The sequence below is a fragment of the Streptomyces sp. NPDC031274 genome (assembly GCF_055570235.1).
In genome coordinates this window covers 26091-42917 of sequence record NZ_JBVIHP010000039.1, presented here as the reverse complement: position 1 = coordinate 42917, position 16827 = coordinate 26091, and the positions used below count along the sequence as shown (strand labels likewise).

At 70.0% G+C, this 16827-nt stretch carries 14 protein-coding genes; 5 read left to right on the top strand and 9 right to left on the bottom strand.

The annotated features are described in order from the left end of the window. Positions 1-252: 252 nt before the first annotated feature. Positions 253-1686: a NarK family nitrate/nitrite MFS transporter gene (locus ACZ5CR_RS40405; RefSeq protein ID WP_468867321.1), complete on the bottom strand. Its 1434-nt coding sequence runs from the start codon at positions 1684-1686 to the stop codon at positions 253-255. A gap of 278 nt (positions 1687-1964) precedes the next feature. Here ACZ5CR_RS40405 and ACZ5CR_RS40400 point away from each other — a divergent pair, with 278 nt between their 5' ends. From ACZ5CR_RS40400 to ACZ5CR_RS40390, 3 genes are all read left to right on the top strand, one after another. Beyond that, on the top strand, positions 1965-3230 hold the full coding sequence (locus tag ACZ5CR_RS40400; RefSeq protein WP_468867319.1) for a P1 family peptidase: 1266 nt from the start codon (positions 1965-1967) through the stop codon (positions 3228-3230). Positions 3231-3435: 205 nt separating this feature from the next. Beyond that, positions 3436-4653 carry a L,D-transpeptidase gene (locus ACZ5CR_RS40395; RefSeq protein WP_468867317.1) on the top strand — a complete coding sequence of 406 codons (1218 nt, stop codon included), beginning with the start codon at positions 3436-3438 and terminating at the stop codon, positions 4651-4653. Between the two features lie 164 nt (positions 4654-4817). After that, entirely contained in the window at positions 4818-5609 is a 792-nt protein-coding gene (locus ACZ5CR_RS40390) for a DUF6227 family protein (protein ID WP_468867315.1), read from the top strand. A gap of 85 nt (positions 5610-5694) precedes the next feature. Here ACZ5CR_RS40390 and ACZ5CR_RS40385 read toward each other — a convergent pair whose 3' ends face one another. The 5 genes from ACZ5CR_RS40385 to ACZ5CR_RS40365 form a co-directional block, all read right to left on the bottom strand. After that, positions 5695-5949, bottom strand: a complete 255-nt coding sequence (locus ACZ5CR_RS40385) for a hypothetical protein (protein ID WP_468867313.1) — start codon at positions 5947-5949, stop codon at positions 5695-5697. Positions 5950-6121: 172 nt separating this feature from the next. Further along, positions 6122-8134: a PTS fructose transporter subunit IIABC gene (locus ACZ5CR_RS40380; RefSeq protein ID WP_468867311.1), complete on the bottom strand. Its 2013-nt coding sequence runs from the start codon at positions 8132-8134 to the stop codon at positions 6122-6124. A 124-nt stretch (positions 8135-8258) separates the two neighbouring features. After that, positions 8259-9206, bottom strand: a complete 948-nt coding sequence (gene pfkB, locus ACZ5CR_RS40375; protein ID WP_468867372.1) for a 1-phosphofructokinase — start codon at positions 9204-9206, stop codon at positions 8259-8261. Positions 9207-9331: 125 nt separating this feature from the next. Continuing rightward, entirely contained in the window at positions 9332-10093 is a 762-nt protein-coding gene (locus ACZ5CR_RS40370; protein ID WP_468867309.1) for a DeoR/GlpR family DNA-binding transcription regulator, read from the bottom strand. A gap of 250 nt (positions 10094-10343) precedes the next feature. Then, on the bottom strand, positions 10344-11099 hold the full coding sequence (locus ACZ5CR_RS40365; protein ID WP_468867307.1) for a TetR/AcrR family transcriptional regulator: 756 nt from the start codon (positions 11097-11099) through the stop codon (positions 10344-10346). Positions 11100-11323: 224 nt separating this feature from the next. Between ACZ5CR_RS40365 and ACZ5CR_RS40360 the strand changes: the two genes are divergently transcribed. Further along, the gene (locus ACZ5CR_RS40360) at positions 11324-12589 is read left to right on the top strand and encodes an extracellular solute-binding protein (protein ID WP_468867305.1); all 1266 of its coding nucleotides are present in this window, start codon (positions 11324-11326) and stop codon (positions 12587-12589) included. A gap of 97 nt (positions 12590-12686) precedes the next feature. Here ACZ5CR_RS40360 and ACZ5CR_RS40355 read toward each other — a convergent pair whose 3' ends face one another. Together ACZ5CR_RS40355 and ACZ5CR_RS40350 are read right to left on the bottom strand one after the other, a co-directional pair. Next, positions 12687-14270, bottom strand: a complete 1584-nt coding sequence (locus ACZ5CR_RS40355; RefSeq protein WP_468867302.1) for an MFS transporter — start codon at positions 14268-14270, stop codon at positions 12687-12689. 37 nt (positions 14271-14307) lie between these two features. Continuing rightward, positions 14308-14505, bottom strand: coding sequence for a hypothetical protein (locus ACZ5CR_RS40350; protein ID WP_468867382.1), 198 nt, complete (start codon positions 14503-14505; stop codon positions 14308-14310). 10 nt (positions 14506-14515) lie between these two features. On the opposite strand from ACZ5CR_RS40350, the gene ACZ5CR_RS40345 reads away from it, so the two are divergent. Then, positions 14516-15466, top strand: a complete 951-nt coding sequence (locus ACZ5CR_RS40345; protein ID WP_468867370.1) for a helix-turn-helix transcriptional regulator — start codon at positions 14516-14518, stop codon at positions 15464-15466. Positions 15467-15688: 222 nt separating this feature from the next. On the opposite strand, the gene ACZ5CR_RS40340 is transcribed toward ACZ5CR_RS40345, so the two are convergent. Then, entirely contained in the window at positions 15689-16696 is a 1008-nt protein-coding gene (locus ACZ5CR_RS40340) for a sigma-70 family RNA polymerase sigma factor (protein WP_468867300.1), read from the bottom strand. Between the last annotated feature and the right edge of the window lie 131 nt (positions 16697-16827).

The window sequence follows — 16827 nt, the reverse complement described above, 5'->3', positions numbered from 1 at the left end:
GGTCAGGGGCCTCGCGATGGTCCCCACTTCAGGCCCCAAGGTCCCTTCTTTTCACCCCTACGACCGGACGTACTCGCCCTGACCTGGTGTTTCTCTCGGGACTTTGGACCCAAGTTCGCTTGTGAATGCATTCACAAGAATTTCTCGGATCTCTCGTGGTGCCGGGCAAGGACACACCGGGCATGGGCATACGAGTGGGCCGGGTGCTCCCACACCCGGCCCACTCCACCCACGCCGCTCAGAGACGGGGCCTCAGCTCGGCGACTCCGCGCCCTTGCGGGCATAGAACCACCAGCAGACCGCGATACAGCTGGCGTAGAAGGCCACGAAGCCCCACATCGCGCTGGTGACGGCGAAGTTGGCGAACATCGCCGGGATGAAGAAGAAGCCGTACGCGGCGATGGCGGAGGTGAAGCCGGTGACGGCGCCCGCCTCCATCTCGGACTGCTTCAGCGCCTTCGTGTACGTGGGGGTGCCCTCCGTCAGGCCCTTCAGGTGCTGGTCGCGGAAGATCACCGGGATCTGACGGAACGTAGAGCCGTTGCCGATGCCCGAGAAGAAGAACGCGCACAGGAAGCAGGCGAAGAAGCCCCAGAAGTTGCCGTTGTCGCCGCCGGAGGGCAGGAAGCTGATGACGCCGATGATCGAGAGCGCCATGCCGGCGAACGAGATGATGGTGACCTTCGCGCCGCCGATCTTGTCGGCGATCCAGCCGCCGGCCCAGCGGGCGAGCGCGCCCACGGCCGGACCCATCCAGGCGTACGTCGCCGCCGAGTAGGCCGCGTCGATCGGCGTGAACGTCGTCTTGATGAGCATGGGCAGCGCTGCCGCGAACCCGATGAAGGAACCGAACGTACCGACGTAGAGCCAGGTCATCAGCCAGTTGTGCTTGCGCTTGAAGATGATCTTCTGCTGGCTGAACGGGGTCGACGCGACCTTCAGGTCGTTCTGGCCGAACCACGCGACGACGGCCAGGATCACCAGGACCGGCACCCACAGGAACGCGGCGTTCTGCAGCCACACGGGCGTGCCGTCGGCCTTGTGCTGGGCCGAGCCGACCGCGAGGACCGAGCTGGTGATGACGATCGGGGTGACCAGCTGGACGACGGAGACACCGAGGTTGCCGAGGCCGCCGTTGATGCCGGTGGCGTTGCCCTTGTCGCGCTTGGGGAAGAAGAAGCCGATGTTGGCGAGGGACGAGGCGAAGTTGGCGCCGCCGACGCCGCAGAGGGCCGCGATGGCGACCATCACGCCGTACGAGGTGTTCGGGTCCTGGACAGCGATGCCGAGCCAGATCAGCGGGACGACCAGGACGATCGTGGAGAGCGCGGTGAAGCGGCGCTGGCCGATCATCGGGCCGAGGAAGGTGTAGAGGACGCGCGCCGTGCCGCCGGTGATGCCGGGGACGGCCGTCAGCCAGAACAGCTGCGAGGTGGAGAAGCCGAAGCCGACGTCCGTGAGGTTGGTCGCCGTGACCGACCACACCTGCCAGACGACGAACGCGACCAGGAGCGCGGGGACGGCGATCCACAGGTTGCGGGCGGCGACCTTCTTCCCGATGGACTTCCAGAAGAGTTCGTTCTCCGGCTCCCAGTCGGTGACGGTCTTGCCGGGACGGTACTGCGCCAGGTCGTACGCCGTGCCCGCTGGTGCGGTCGGCGTTTCTTGGGCGGCAGGCGATGTCATGTTGGTTCCCAGTTCGCTACGGGTCCCGACCTTGCTCCGGGGCCTGACGATTCCACGCTCCCGCGTGCGCCCCTTCAGAAGCAGAGGCGTAGGGCATCCGCGGACCGGCCCAAAGACACCAAGTCCAGGGGGCCTTCGGACCTCGCGGGCCGACGCGGTGCGCGAGCGGGCCCCGGCCGTCCGCCGCCCCGCGGCCGAGTGTCACCGCCGACCCGCTGGACGCAGCAGCCCGAAGCGGCGGGGCTATCTGAACTCCCCCGCGTGATACGCAAGTCGGCATGGATTCCTCCCGCTCCCGCCCCTCCCCCACATCCCCCACATCCCCCACATCCCTCACCGATGTCCCCGGCCTCCGCGTGGGCCACGCCACCCGTACCGCCCCGGCGCACGAAGGCCACCTCACCGGCACCACCGTCGTGCTCGCCCCGGCGGGCGGCGCCGTCGCGGCCGTGGATGTGCGCGGCGGCGGCCCCGGCACCCGCGAGACGGACGCCCTGGACCCGCGCAACCTGGTGCAGCGCGTCGAGGCCATCGTGCTGACCGGCGGCAGCGCGTACGGCCTGGACTCCGCGAGCGGCGTGACGGCGTGGCTCGAGGAGCAGGGCCGCGGCGTCCGGGTCGGCCCCGATCCCTCCCACGTCGTCCCCGTGGTCCCGGCCGCCTGCGTCTTCGATCTCGGCCGCGGCGGGGACTTCACGGCGCGCCCCGACGCCACGACGGGCCGCGCCGCCGTGGAGGCCGCCGCGGGCACCGAGCCGTTCACCCCGGTTCAGGAGGGGAACGTGGGCGCGGGCACCGGCGCGGTGGTCGGCAAGGTCAAGGGCGGCATCGGCAGCGCGAGCGTCAGGCTGGAATCGGGGGTCACGGTCGCCGCGCTGGTCGTGGCGAACGCGGCGGGCTCGGGGGTCGATCCGGATACGGGCGCGTTGTACGGGCGGTACTTCGAGGGACGGCGGGTGGACTACCCCGCTCCGGAGACCCACGGCGAGGCCACGCGCCGCCTCGCCGAAGCAGCCGCGTCCACCGCGTCCGCCGTGTCCACCGTGTCCGCCGCGTCGAGCCCCGGCTCCGGATCAGGCCCCGGCCCCGGCCCCGAGAGTGGGCCTCCTACGCTGAACACCACCCTCGCTGTCGTCGCCACGGACGCCGAACTCACCAAAGCGCAGGCGCAGAAGCTCGCCGGAACGTCGCACGACGGTATGGCGCGGGCCGTGCGCCCCGTTCATCTCCTCAATGACGGGGACACCGTCTTCGCCCTCGCGACCGGCGAGCGCCCCCTGCCGGGAGCCCCGCAGAACCCGCTCGCCCTGAACGAGATCCTCGCGGCGGGCGCGGACATGGTGACGGCGGCGATCGTCCGGGCGCTCCTGGCCGCGGAGTCCGTGGAGACACCGGGCGGCAACTTCCCCTCGTACCGCGACCTCTACGGCATCCAGGACCGCCACGACTCCCACAGCTCTCACAGCTCTCACAGGTCTCACGACTCCCACGACTCCCACGACTCCCACGACTCCCACGACCTCAACGGCAAGCAGTCTCAGTAGAGCTCTCAGGTAGCCCAAAGCGCTACCTAAGGGAATTCCCAGGAAGTACAGATATAAATAGCCGCAGAACGCGGCGAGTTGGGCAGCTTGCGGGCCATGCCGCTGTGCCCACCCTCACACCAAGCGGACGGAACCTTTCCGCCCGCCCGTCGCTCTTATCACCTACTGGATCAGAACGCGCACTTCGCATAAAGATGGAGCACCCGTGACAACGTCGCACATAGCCAAGCCCCGGCGGCGCACCCTTCTGGCGGCCACCGCGCTTGCCGCCGTGGGCGCACTCTCCCTTACGGCCTGCGGCGGCGACGCGGACGCCGATGGTGACGGCAAGGGCGGCAAGTCCAAGTCCCAGGGCGCCGACATCACCATCTCGGCGAAGGACGGCTCGACCGGGGCCTCCATCAACGCCACCGGGGTCAAGGTCGAGGGCGGCAAGCTGACCGAGGTGAAGATGACCCTGGTCTCCACCGGCGCGGCGGTCGACGGCACGCTCTCCGGTGACGGCACGAGCTGGAAGCCCAAGGCCCAGCTCGAGCGCGGGATGAAGTACAAGATCTCGGCCGACGCGAAGGACACCGAGGGCAAGGAAGCGACCGAGAACTCGATCTTCACCACCGTCTCGAAGGACAACAGCTTCATCGGGAGTTACACCCCCGACGGCGGCGCGAAGGTCGGCGTCGGCATGCCGGTCTCCTTCAACTTCGACAAGGCGATCACCGAGAAGCAGTCCGTCCAGTCGCACATCACGGTCACCTCCGACAGCGGCCAGAAGATCGTGGGCCACTGGTTCGGCAACCAGCGTCTCGACTTCAGGCCCGAGGAGTACTGGAAGGCCGGTTCCAAGGTCACGATGAAGATCGCCCTGGAGGGCGTGAAGGGCGCGGACGGCGCCACCGGCGTGCAGAACAAGACCGTCAGCTTCACCGTCGGCCGCGCACAGGTCTCCACGGTCGACGTGAACGCCAAGAAGATGACGGTCGAGCGGGACGGCAAGGTCATCAAGACCATCCCGATCTCCGCGGGCAGCCCCTCGAACCCGACGTACAACGGGAAGATGGTGATCGCCGAGAAGTTCACCCAGACCCGGATGAACGGCGACACGGTCGGCTTCGGTGGTGAGTACGACATCAAGGACGTCCCGCACGCGATGCGCCTGTCGTCGTCCGGCACCTTCATCCACGGCAACTACTGGGGCTCGCCCTCGATCTTCGGCAGCTCCAACACCAGCCACGGCTGCGTCGGTCTGCAGGACGCACAGGGCGCGGGCGACTCCAGCACGCCGGGCGCCTGGTTCTACGACAACTCCCTCATCGGTGACGTCGTGACGGTCAAGGGCTCCCCGGACGAGACCGTCGCCCCGGACAACGGCCTCAACGGATGGAACATGTCCTGGAGCGAGTGGACGGCGGGCAGCGCCGGCTGATTTTTTCAGCCGCCGGGTCCAGCCCTCTGACCAGGCCCAACACCGCGAGCCGCACGGGAACTTGCCGTGCGGCTCGTGCGTTTTCCGGTTCCCGGGCATGATGTCCGGCTCAGGGGCTACGGTATGCACTCACAAGGTGACATGTAGCAACGCCGGGAGAAACCTTGAGCGTTCCGTATGAGTACGAGACGGCGTGCGAGCCACAGTCGGCCGAGCAGAAGTCTCCGCACTCTCCGCAGGAGCATCTCGAGCGGCTTCTTCGCCGCGCCCTGAACTCCTTCGACCTGCCGGACGACACCGTAGGACGCCTGGAATCGGCCCTCGCGTACGACAGTTCACTGCACTCCGCGCATCACAGCGCGGGCCTGCACCGCGAGACGTACCGACACACGTGGCTGCTCGCCGACGCCGGCGCGCTCACCCTCTGGGAGCTGGTGCACAACACGGGCCCCGGCAGCCACGCCCAGTACGAGCTGTACGCGGACGAGGACGAGGCGGGCATCGCCACCGCGCGCCTGCCGCTCCCGCCCGACACTCCCGCCGGCGGCTGCGAGCAGCCGGTCGTGCTCCAGCTCCCGGTCGCCTACGAACCCCGGCACATGTACGTCCCTGACGACTCCGCCGACCACGCGCGCAGGCTGCTGCGCCGCGCGGAGAACTCGGTGGTCGAGGGGCGGCCCGGTGAGGACATCGAGCGGTTACTGCGCTCGGCGTTCGCGCACCAGATCACCCAGGCCTTCGGCCGCCCCTTCCTCGCGGGCGAGGCACGCCTCTGCTTCTCGCTCTACGAGCACGCGTTCCTGCTCTTCGACGGCAGCGAGCTCAGCCTCTGGGAGGTCGAGCACACGGTCACGCCCGACAAGCGGCACCGGTGCGAGGTGTACGTCTCCGAGGAAGCGGCCCGCGCGGCGATGGACCAGCGCGCGCGGAGCATTCCGCAGCAGCGTACGAAGTAGCCCAGGACCGGCCGTCACCTACGACCTGTCGTCGCCCAGAACCGGCCGTCGCTACGACCTGCCGTCGCTCAGGACAGGCCGTCGCCTACGGCCTGCCGTCGTCGAACTGCCGCACGAGAACGGCGAAGGCGGCCCGCTCGGCCGCCGTCAGCTCGGCCGTCTCCGCGCGCGGAGGGCCCGTCTGTGCGGGCAGCGCACGCAGCGCCTGGGACTGACGCCAGACGTCCACGTCGGCTCGGTCGCGACGCAGCACCCGCACCAGGCCCACGGCCCAGACTGCGGTCGCCACGGCCAGTACGGCCACGCCTGCCTGCTGGAGGATCGAGACATTCTGGAGCATGCCGCACAGTAGACAACACGATCCGGGGCTTACGACAGGGGGGTTGTAGGACTTACGTCCCGAAGTGACGCATGTCGCACAACCCCCCTCATAGGGGCCGAACAGTCAGAGCTCAGACAGAAGCCCAGATAAGAGCTCAGTCAGCAGCTCAGACAACCGCTCAGACCGCCGCTCAGACAGCCGCCGGAACGCGCTCCTCCGCCACAGCTTCCTCAGCCGTGGCGCCGCTCTCCGAAGGGGCCTGCTTCCGGGTGCCCTTGAGCAGGATGACCGACACGGTCGAGACGCCGACACCGGCGAGGATCGCCACGAGGTAGAGCAGCGGCTGCCCGATGAGCGGCACCACGAAGATGCCGCCGTGCGGGGCCCGCAGCGTGCAGCCGAAGGCCATCGACAGGGCGCCGGTGACGGCGCCGCCCGCCATCGACGCGGGGATCACCCGCAGCGGGTCGGCCGCGGCGAACGGGATCGCGCCCTCCGTGATGAAAGAGGCGCCGAGGAACCAGGCCGCCTTGCCGTTCTCGCGCTCGGTCTTGGTGAAGAGCCGGCCGCGGACCGTGGTGGCGAGAGCCATCGCGAGCGGCGGGACCATGCCGGCCGCCATCACGGCGGCCATGACCTTGAGGCTGCCCTCGGTCGGGTTGGCGAGGCCGCCGACGGCAAAGGCGTACGCGACCTTGTTCAGCGGACCGCCGAGGTCGAAGCACATCATCAGGCCGAGGATGACGCCCAGGATGATGGCGTTGGCGCCGGAGAGGCCCTCCAGCCAGTCCGTGAGCGCGCTCTGCAGCGAGGCGATGGGCTTTCCGACGACGAGGAACATCAGGAAGCCGACGACCGCCGACGAGATCAGCGGGATCACGACCACGGGCATGATGCCGCGAAGGACGGTGGGGATCTTCACGCGCTGGATGCCCATGACGACCGCGCCCGCGATCAGGCCCGCCGCGAGACCGCCGAGGAAGCCCGCGTTGATGGTGACGGCCACAGAACCGCCGACGAATCCGGGGACGAGCCCTGGCCGGTCGGCCATTCCGTACGCGATGTAGCCCGCGAGGACCGGCACCAGGAAGGCGAAGGCGAGGCCGCCGATCTGGAAGAGGAGCGCGGCCCAGCTGGTGGTGTCCGTCCACACGAAGTGCTCGGCGACGGACGGCGCCTTGTCGATCTTCCAGCCGCCGATGGCGAAGCCGAGCGCGATGAGGAGGCCGCCCGCCGCGACGAAGGGGACCATGTAACTGACGCCGGACATGAGCCACTTGCGCAGCTTGGTGCCGTAGCCGTCCGTGCTGTCACCGGCGTTGTCGACGGGGCTCGGGCCGACGTCCGCGGTGGTCTCGCCACGGGCCGCCTTCGCCCTGACCTCCGCGATGAGCTCGGCGGGCCTGCTGATGCCCGCCTTCACGCCGACGTCGACGGTGGGCTTACCGGCGAAACGGTCCTTCTCCCGTACGGGGACGTCGTGCGCGAAGATGACCGCGTCCGCGGAGGCGATGACCGCCGGGTCGAGGCGGGTGAAGCCCGCGGAGCCCTGGGTCTCCACCGTGATGTCCACGCCTGCCTCGTGGGCCGCGTTCTCCAGGGACTCTGCCGCCATGTACGTGTGGGCGATGCCCGTCGGGCAGGAAGTGACCGCCACGATGCGGAACGGCTCCGCCGCGGGCGGGTCGTCTTCCGGCTGCGGCCCGGTGGGTTCTTCCGCCGCGCTGCGCGCGGCGGCTTCCCCGTCCGCCCGCCCATTGCCCCCGGCGATCAGAGCCGCCGCCGACTCCGCGTCGGTCGCGGACCGCAGCGCGCTCGTGAACTCCTCGTCCATCAACTGCCGTGCGAGGGACGACAGGATCGTCAGGTGCGCGTCGTCGGCACCGGCCGGAGCGGCGATCAGGAAGATCAGGTCGGCGGGTCCGTCCGGCGCCCCGAAGTCGATGCCGTCGGCCGAGCGGCCGAAGGCGAGGGTCGGCTCGGTGACATGGGCGCTACGGCAGTGCGGGATGCCGATGCCGCCGTCGAGCCCGGTCGGCATCTGCGCCTCGCGGGCCGCCACGTCGGCGAGGAATCCGTCCAGGTCGGTCACCCGGCCCAGGGACACCATGCGCTCGGCGAGGGCACGGGCCGCCGCTTCCTTGGTTCCGGCGGACCGGTCGATTTCGAGGTCGACCAGTTCCGCGGTGATCATCTCGCTCATCGCGGGCTCCTTCGCACGCGTATCGCCCGGAGGGCGGGGGCGGGGGTGGGGACGGGGGTGGAGCTGAAATCCATGCGGGAGTTGCGGGAGGTGCAGGGGTTGTGGGGGTTGTGGGGGTGGGGAGTCATGTCACCGGCTCCGTCAGTACGCGGTCCAGGGGGACCTCCGACGTGACCGTGACCGCGTCGGGCGCGAGGTCGGACGGGGTCGGCATCGCGCTGCCGGGGAGTTGCACCGCTGCCGCGCCGTGCGCCACCGCCGAGGCGAGCGCCGTGGGTCCTGTGCCGCCCGCGATGAGAAAACCGGCCAGGGAGGAGTCACCGGCGCCCACGTTGCTGCGTACGGTGGCGACCGGGGCGCTGGCGAAGTACCTGCCCGAGTCGTCCACCAGGAGCTGGCCGTCCGCGCCGAGGCTTGCGAGCACGGCCCGCGCGCCCAACTCCCGCAGTTCCTCGGCCGCCTTGACCGCGTCGCCGACCGTCGCCAGGGGGCGGCCCACCGCTTCGGCGAGCTCCTCCGCGTTCGGCTTGACGACGTCGGGCCGCTCGGCGAGCGCCGCGAGCAGCGCCGGGCCCGAGGTGTCCAGGGCGATACGGGCGCCCGCGGCGTGCGCGCGGGCCACGAGATCCGCGTACCAGGAAGGGGCGAGCCCGCGCGGAAGGCTGCCGCAGCAGGCGATCCAGTCGGCTCCGGCGGATCGCTCCCGCACGGCGGAGAGCAGCAGCTCGGCCTCGACCGACGTCAGTTCGGGCCCCGTCGCGTTGATCTTGGTGAGGGTGCCGTCCGGTTCGGCCACCGCGATGTTCGAGCGGGTCTGGCCCGCGACCCACACCGGCGCGACCTTGATGCCCTGCTCGTCGAGGAGCTGGTCGACTAGCGCGCCGGGCGCACCGCCGAGCGGCAGGACGGCGAGCGTCTCCGCACCCGCGGCGGCGACCGCCCTCGATACGTTGACGCCCTTGCCGCCCGGGTCCATCCGATCGCCGGTGGCCCGTATGACCTCGCCGCGGTCCAGCGAGGGGACCTCGTAGGTGCGGTCGAGGGAGGGGTTGGGGGTGACGGTGAGGATCATGCGCGTACGTACCGTTTCGTTGCCGACCTGCGTGTGGCTGTGGTTGTTGCTGTGGCTGTGGTTGTTGCTGTGGCTGCTGTTGCTGTTGCTGTTGCTGTTGCTGTCCGCGTTCTCGTCCGTGCCGCTCACGCCCGGATCACCTCCGTGCCGCCGGCCTCGATCGCCGCGGCGTCCTCGGGGCTGAGCCCGGTGTCGGTGATCAGCAGGTCGACGTCGTCGAGACCGCCGAAGCGCGCGAAGTGCTCCTGCCCGTGCTTGGTGGAGTCCGCGAGGAGCACCACGCGGCGGGCCGCGCCGATCGCCGCGCGTTTGACGGCCGCTTCGGCGAGGTCGGGGGTGGTCAGGCCCGCTTCGGCGGAGAAGCCGTTCGCGGCGACGAAGAGGACGTCCGCGCGGATCTCTCCGTACGCCCGCAGCGCCCACGCGTCGACGGCTGCGCGCGTACGGCTTCGGACGCGGCCCCCGATGAGGTGGAGCTGGATGCCGGGGTGGTCGGCGAGGCGGGCGGCGGTGGGGAGGCCGTGGGTGACGACGGTGAAGGTCGCTTCCAGCGGGAGGGAAGCCGCGAGGCGGGCGACCGTCGAGCCCGCGTCGAGGATGACGCTGCCTTCGGCCGGCAGCTCGGCGAGGGCGGCGTGCGCGATGCGGTCCTTCTCGTCGGCCGCCGTTCCCTCTCGCTCCGCGAGGTCGGGCTCGAAGTCGAGGCGTCCGGCCGGTATGGCGCCGCCGTGCACTCGGCGTACGAGGCCCGCGCGGTCCAGGGCCTTGAGGTCACGCCGGATGGTCTCGGCGGTGACCTTGAACTCCTCGGCCAGCGACAGCACATCGACTCGTCCGCCGTCGCGCGCGAGCCGCAGAATCTCCTGCTGGCGCTCCGGTACGTACATGTCCGTTTGCCTCCGCCTGATGCCCGAGCTTGTGGGTTATCTCCGAGACTACGGCCGGATTTCGACAAAGTAAACACGTCCGGGCCTGCAACAGACACAAACGGACTTCTGCCCTGGCTCCACCCACCCCCACCCATACGCCAGGGACTCGCCACGCACCCGCCACGCACCCGTCACGCACCCGTCACGCACCCGCAGTCGGCATCGCCCGCCCGCCCGGCCCCCACAGCCGAACCAGCACCGCACCGCCCTATGGCCAGCGAAAGCCCTCCAGGGCCTCGATGCAGCGTTCCGCCAGGGCCGCGGGCCCACCCGCACCCCCGGCCGGGGCGTCGCTCAACGCCCACGTCTCCACCGCCACCCGCACCGCCGCACTGGCGACTCCCGCCACGAGCCGCAGCTCAAGCGAAGGCGCCTGCGCCTGCGTCTGCCTCTGCGCCTGAACCTGCACCTGCCCCTGCGCCCCGCGCCCCTCCCGCTCGGCCAGCACGGAGATCAGCGTCTCCTCGGAGGCGTGACAGGCATCCGACCACACCGCGCGGAGAGCAGCGCCCTCCCCCGTCATCCGCAGCAGCGCCCGCACCCACTCCAGCGCTTCCGCGTCCCCGATGGCGACCCCCGGCGCGGCATCGCTGTCAGGGACCAGCGCCCGCGCCGCCGCATGCCGCAGCGCGTCCCGCACGGAGAGATCCGCGGGCGCGCCCCGTACCGCCTCGGCCCACTGCTGCGCTCCGGCGGCGAAGAGCGGGGCGACCGCCTCCTCCTTAGTGGCGAAGTAGCGGTAGAAGGTGCGGGGCGCGACGCCCGCCGCGCGGGCGATGTCCTCGGCGCGGGTGGCCCGCAGCCCGTCCTCGACGAAGAGCGCGGCCGCGGTACGGGCGATGTCCAGGCGCGTCTCCGCCTTGCGGCGCTCATTGAGCGAGCCGGGCAAACCGAGCGAGCCGGGAGAGCCGGGAGAGCCGGGAGAGCCGAGTGAATCGGGCGAGTTGGGTGAACTTGCGGGCATGCGAGGCAGGTTATGCCAGCGGACCGACAGACGGGCCTACAGGCGGACCGGCAGGCAGCCCGACAGGCGCACCACTCGGGCGGGCCGCACAGGCGCCCAGGCACAATATGCCTGTGTGACAGAATCTGCCACCACATCAATGCAACAACAGTGCAGCACCAACGCAGCACAAATGCAGCACCAGCGCAGTGAGATCAAGTACGTCCAAGAAGGTGGCAAACCCGGTGCGTCGTCGACAGTTCCTGACCAACTCGGCCGGTCTCACCGGCGCCTCCACCCTCGGCCTCGGGCTCGGTCTCGGCGCCTGCTCATCCGGCAGCGACACCACCACCCTCAAACTCCTCGTCGCAAGCTACGACAGAAGCGTCGGCTCCTCCATCGGCGACCAGTGGGACGGCCTGGTCACCGCCTTCGAGAAGGCGCACCCCACCGTCAAGATCGCCCTGGAGCGCGTCCCCTTCGACAAGCTCGACCGGACCCTCGCCCGCCGGGTGAAGGACGGCAACGCCCCCGACATCGCCCAGTCGAACGTCTTCGCCCCCTACGCCGAGGACGACCAGCTCTACGGCGCGTCCGACCTCTTCGACATCCGCACCGAGGCCGACTTCACCCGCTCGTACGCCGAGGCGGGCTCGGTCAAACACGTCCAGTACGGCATCCCCTTCCTCGCAAGCACCCCGCGCCTCTTCTACAACACGGCCCTCTTCAAGCAGGCCGGCATCAGCGGCGCCCCCACCTCCTGGGACGAGCTGCGGTCGGCGGCACAGGCGTTGAAGGGGATCGGGGTGAAGACGCCGTACGGGCTGCAACTGGGTCCCGAGGCCGCCGAGGACGAGACCCTGTCCTGGATGCTCGCGGACGAAGGCGGCTACGCGGCCCTGGCCACCGGCTACGACTTCCACACCGCGAGCAACGTCCGGACGTTGACCTGGCTACGGGACGAACTCGTGGCGAAGGGGCTCGCGGGCACCGACCCGGCGGGGCTCAACAGGACGGCCGCGTACGAGCAGTTCATGCGCGGCGGCATCGGGATGCTGATCGCTCACCCGGTGCTCATGGGCGCCGCCGACAAGGTCAAGTTCCCTTACGCGCACGCCGCGTTCCCCACCCGCCGAGGCGGGGCGGCGGCGCCGGTGGGCCTGAGCGACTGGCTCATGGCGTTCAAACAGAACGGCCACAGCGACGCGTGCGGCAAGTTCCTCAGCTACCTCTACGGCCGCAAGTCGGCGAAGGCGTACGGCGGCGGCCAGGCCGCGCTCCCGGTGACCAGCTCCGCGTCGTCGGCGCTGCGCGCGGACGCGGCCCAGCGTCCGCTGTGGAAGTTCATCGACCAGATGCCGCAGGCTCAGTTCCAGCCGGTCGGCCTGCGCTCGTGGCCGACGGTCCGGGCGACCATCCGCAAGGAGATCGGGGCCGCCGTCACCAAGGGCGGCAAACCCGGTGCCGTACTCAAGTCCCTCGACGCGAAAGCGGCCCGGGCGGAGCTCTAGGCTCCACCCGGGCCGGGCCCGCCCGCATCTCTCCAGAGCCCGACTCAGGCCCAGGCCAGACCCAGACCCAGACCCAGACCCAGGCTCAGGCTCAGGCTCAGGAGGTCAACGCGGGTTCCCGCTCGGGGAGTTCACCGGACGGCGACCCGGCGTGCGCGTCCTCGCCGCCGTCCTCGCCGCCGTCCTCGTCGACGCCCTCGCCGCCGTCCTCGACGTGCTGGCGCGGCTTGCCCGGCAGGGCGAACATCAGCAGGAAGATGACCACGAGCACGCCGACGACCCACCACAGCGAGTTCTGGAACGCGCCCACGATCTCCATGGGCACCTCACTCCGCGCGACCTTCTCGTCGATCGCGCCGAAGAACACCACGGAGACCAGGCCGAGTCCGAGCGCCGTGCCCATCTGCTGCACGGTGTTCAGGAGCCCGGACGCGGAGCCCGAGTGCTCACGCGGCACGTCGGAGAGGATGGCGTCCGTCAGGGGCGCGACGATGAATCCCATGCCGGCGCCCATCACGACCAGCGGCAGCGCCATCTGCCAGGACGCGATGTCCTTGCCGTACCGGTCGGCCTCCCAGATGTAGAGCAGCACCCCGGTGGCCATGATGAGCGCGCCGCCCTGCAGCACCTTGCGCCCGAAGCGCGGCACGAGCTTCTGCACGGACATACCGGCCGCCGCCGAGACCGCGATCGAGAACGGCACCCCGGTCGTGCCCGCACGCAGCGCGCTCCAGCCGAGGCCCTCCTGCATGTACAGGGTCCAGACCAGGAAGAAGATGCCCAACGAGACACCGAACACGGTCTGCACCGCGATGCCCGCCGCGAAGCTCTTCACCTTGAACAGGGACAGCTCCACCAGCGGCGAACCGTCCTTGGCCGCCTTCGCCTTCTCGTACGCGATGAGCGCGCCGAAGACGACGAGTCCGCCCGCCATCATGACGTAGCCCCACAGCGGCCAGTCCAACTCCTGCCCACGGGTGAGCGGGTAGAGCACCATCAGCAGACCGAGCGTGACGAGGACGACGCCGACGAGGTCGAGTTTGAGGGCCTTCGGCGCCTTGGACTCACTGATGAACTTGCGCCCCAGGATCAGCCCCGCGATACCGACGGGCAGGTTGATCAGGAAGATCGGCCGCCATTCGAGGCCGAAGATGTTCCCCTGGGTGAGCAGCGCGCCGAGCAGCGGTCCCGAGACCGCGCCGAGCCCCACGATCATCCCGAAGAGCCCGAAGACCTTGCCCCGCTCGTGCGCGGGGAAGGTGGCGTGCACGATCGACAGGACCTGCGGCACCATCATCGCGGCCATGCCGCCCTGCAGGATCCGCGACGCGACAAGCATCTCCGGGTTGGCGGCGAACCCGCAGAGCGCGGAGGCGAGCGTGAAACCGCCGATGCCTATGAGGAACATCCGCTTGCGCCCGTGGATGTCGCCGAGCCGCCCGCCGGTGATCAGTCCGGCCGCGAACGCGAGTGCGTACCCCGCGGTGATCCACTGGATCTGGCTGTACGAGGCGCCGGCGTCCTGCTGGATGGACGGGATCGCGATGTTGACGATGGTGACGTCGACGAGGTCCATGAACGCCGCGGTCATCACGATGGCGAGGGCGAACCAGCGGCGCCGGTCGGTGACGGCGTCCGCCGCCGTTCCGGTCGGTGCTGTGGCAGGGCTGCTGTAAGTCATGGGAGGAGACTAGAAGTCATATAGGCCAGCTTGTGTCCTAGATGCGCGGCATCCTGAACGACATGACTTCGACTTCGGGCACGACCTCGGGCACGGCTTCGGACACGACCTCGGGCACGGCTTCGGACACGACCTCGGGCACGGCTTCGGACACGGCTTCGGAAAGGTCTTCCGAAAGGTCTTCCGAAAGGTCTTCGGAGAGGTCTTCGGAGAGGTCCGGCGGCGGTACGGACACCCCTGCGCGGCTGTTGCAGCTCCTCTCCCTCCTCCAGACCCCGCGCGAGTGGCCGGGCGGGGAGTTGTCCGACCGGCTCGGCGTCAGCCGCCGTACCGTGCGGCGCGACATCGACCGGCTGCGGGACCTCGGCTATCCGGTGCAGGCGAGTCAGGGGGCGACGGGTGGGTATCGCCTGGTCGCGGGGAAGGCGATGCCGCCGCTCGTCCTGGACGACGAGGAGGCGGTGGCGATCGCCGTGGGTCTGCGGGCGGGGGCGGGGCACGCGGTGGAGGGGGTGGAGGAGGCGTCGGTCCGGGCCCTGGCGAAGCTGGAGCAGGTGCTCCCCTCGCGGCTACGTCATCGCGTCCAGGCGCTCCAGATCGCCACGACGCCGCTGACCAGCGGTGACGGCGCCAGTATCGCGCCCGAGACACTCACGGTCATGGCGTCCGCGGCGGCGGGTCAGGAACGTCTGCGCTTCGCGTACCGCTCCGGCGACGGTACGGAGTCCCGGCGTCTGACGGAGCCGCACCGGCTGGTGTCGACGGGGCGGCGCTGGTATCTGGTCGCGTACGACATCGACCGCGACGACTGGCGCACGTTCCGGGTGGACCGGGTGTCGTCCCCCTTCGCCACCGGCGCCCGCTTCGTGCCGCGCGAGCTGCCCACGGGGGATGCCGCGGAGTACATCCGCCGGTCCATGTGGCGGGGGCAGCCCTCGTACGCGATCGACGTGACGTTCGCTGCCCCGGCGGAGGCCATCGCGGCCAAGTTCCCGGCGGCGCTCGGCAGGCCGGAGGCCCTGACGGACTCCACGTGTCGCCTCCGCGCGACGGTGACGGACTCCGTCGACTGGATGGCCGTCCGCCTGGCCATGACCGGCTGCGATTTCGTGGCCCACGAGCCGCCCGAGCTTGTGGCGGCCCTCCATGACCTGGGCTCCCGCTTGACGCGGGCGTCGTCCGCGGAAAGTCCATAGGCCGGAGGCCGTGGGCGGGGATCCTGGCCCGCGCTTCGCGCGGATTCTTTCCGCCCACCCGCCCGATTACCCCGGGTCAACGAGTGGGCGGGTGGGAGACCTCCGCGCGAAGCGCCGTAAGCCTCACCCGTACGCGGCCACAAGGCCAAAGAAATGAGCCCCGGTGCCGGGGGGGATGGCACCGGGGCTCAGCCAGAGGGCGGTTTCGGCGGCCGCTCAGGCCTATGCCGCCGCGTCGAACCCCGTGTCCCGAGCCATCTTCTTCAGCTCGAGCAACGCGTGCTTCTCTATCTGACGGATCCGCTCCCGCGTCAGCCCATGCTGCTTGCCGACCTCCGTGAGGGTCCGCTCGCGGCCGTCCTCGATGCCGTACCGCATCTTGATGATGGAGGCCGTGCGCTGGTCGAGGCGGCCGATCAGGTCGTCCAGTTCCTCGCTGCGCAGCAGGGTCAGGACGGACTGCTCGGGCGAGACCGCGGAGGTGTCCTCGAGCAGGTCACCGAATTGCGTGTCCCCGCTGTCGTCCACGCCCATGTTCAGCGAGACCGGGTCACGCGCCCAGTCCAGGACGTCCGTCACACGCGCCGGCGTGGTGTCGAGCTCCGCGGCGACCTCTTCCGGCTCCGGGTCGCGCCCGTTCTTGCGGTTGAACTCGCGCATGACCCGGCGGATCCGGCCCAGCTCCTCCACCAGGTGGACGGGGAGACGGATGGTGCGCGACTGGTCGGCTATGGAGCGCGTGATGGCCTGGCGGATCCACCACGTGGCGTACGTGGAGAACTTGAAACCCTTGGCGTAGTCGAACTTCTCGACCGCGCGCACCAGGCCCGCGTTCCCCTCCTGGATCAGGTCGAGGAGGGGCAGACCGCTCCTCGGGTAGCGGCGGGCCACAGCGACGACGAGCCGGAGGTTCGACCGGATGAAGACGTCCTTCGCCCGCTCACCGTCGGCGACCAGCGCCTCCAGCTCCTCGCGGGACGCGGAAGCGCCGGGGACGGAGTCCTCGATGTCGCCGTCGATTATCTTCCGGGCGTACACACCGGCCTCGATGATCTGGGACAGCTCGACTTCCTTGGCGGCGTCGAGGAGCGGCGTACGCGCGATTTCGTCGAGGTACATGCCGACCAGGTCGCGGTCGGCGATCTCCCCGCCTACGGCGCGAACACTGCGTGCCGCGTCGGTCTCGCCGGTGGAGGCGGACTTACGACGGGCGACGGCACGGGTTGCCATGCGTGCTCCCTTGCGTGTGGAGGTCCTGGTCGGCCCTTTTCACGGGCCTCTGTGGTGGAAACCACACCCTCGCGGGTGCCCTGCTTCCGATGGAAACAACGACTGGAATCCGGACAGAATTCCCAAGCCGC

Coding starts and splice junctions, on each gene's coding strand:
- ACZ5CR_RS40405 (WP_468867321.1), bottom strand. CDS start 1,686: ATGACATCGCCTGCCGCCCAAGAAACGCCGACCGCACCAGCGGGCACG.
- ACZ5CR_RS40400 (WP_468867319.1), top strand. CDS start 1,965: ATGGATTCCTCCCGCTCCCGCCCCTCCCCCACATCCCCCACATCCCCC.
- ACZ5CR_RS40385 (WP_468867313.1), bottom strand. CDS start 5,949: ATGCTCCAGAATGTCTCGATCCTCCAGCAGGCAGGCGTGGCCGTACTG.
- ACZ5CR_RS40380 (WP_468867311.1), bottom strand. CDS start 8,134: ATGAGCGAGATGATCACCGCGGAACTGGTCGACCTCGAAATCGACCGG.
- pfkB (WP_468867372.1), bottom strand. CDS start 9,206: ATGATCCTCACCGTCACCCCCAACCCCTCCCTCGACCGCACCTACGAG.
- ACZ5CR_RS40370 (WP_468867309.1), bottom strand. CDS start 10,093: ATGTACGTACCGGAGCGCCAGCAGGAGATTCTGCGGCTCGCGCGCGAC.
- ACZ5CR_RS40365 (WP_468867307.1), bottom strand. CDS start 11,099: ATGCCCGCAAGTTCACCCAACTCGCCCGATTCACTCGGCTCTCCCGGC.
- ACZ5CR_RS40355 (WP_468867302.1), bottom strand. CDS start 14,270: ATGACTTACAGCAGCCCTGCCACAGCACCGACCGGAACGGCGGCGGAC.
- ACZ5CR_RS40340 (WP_468867300.1), bottom strand. CDS start 16,696: ATGGCAACCCGTGCCGTCGCCCGTCGTAAGTCCGCCTCCACCGGCGAG.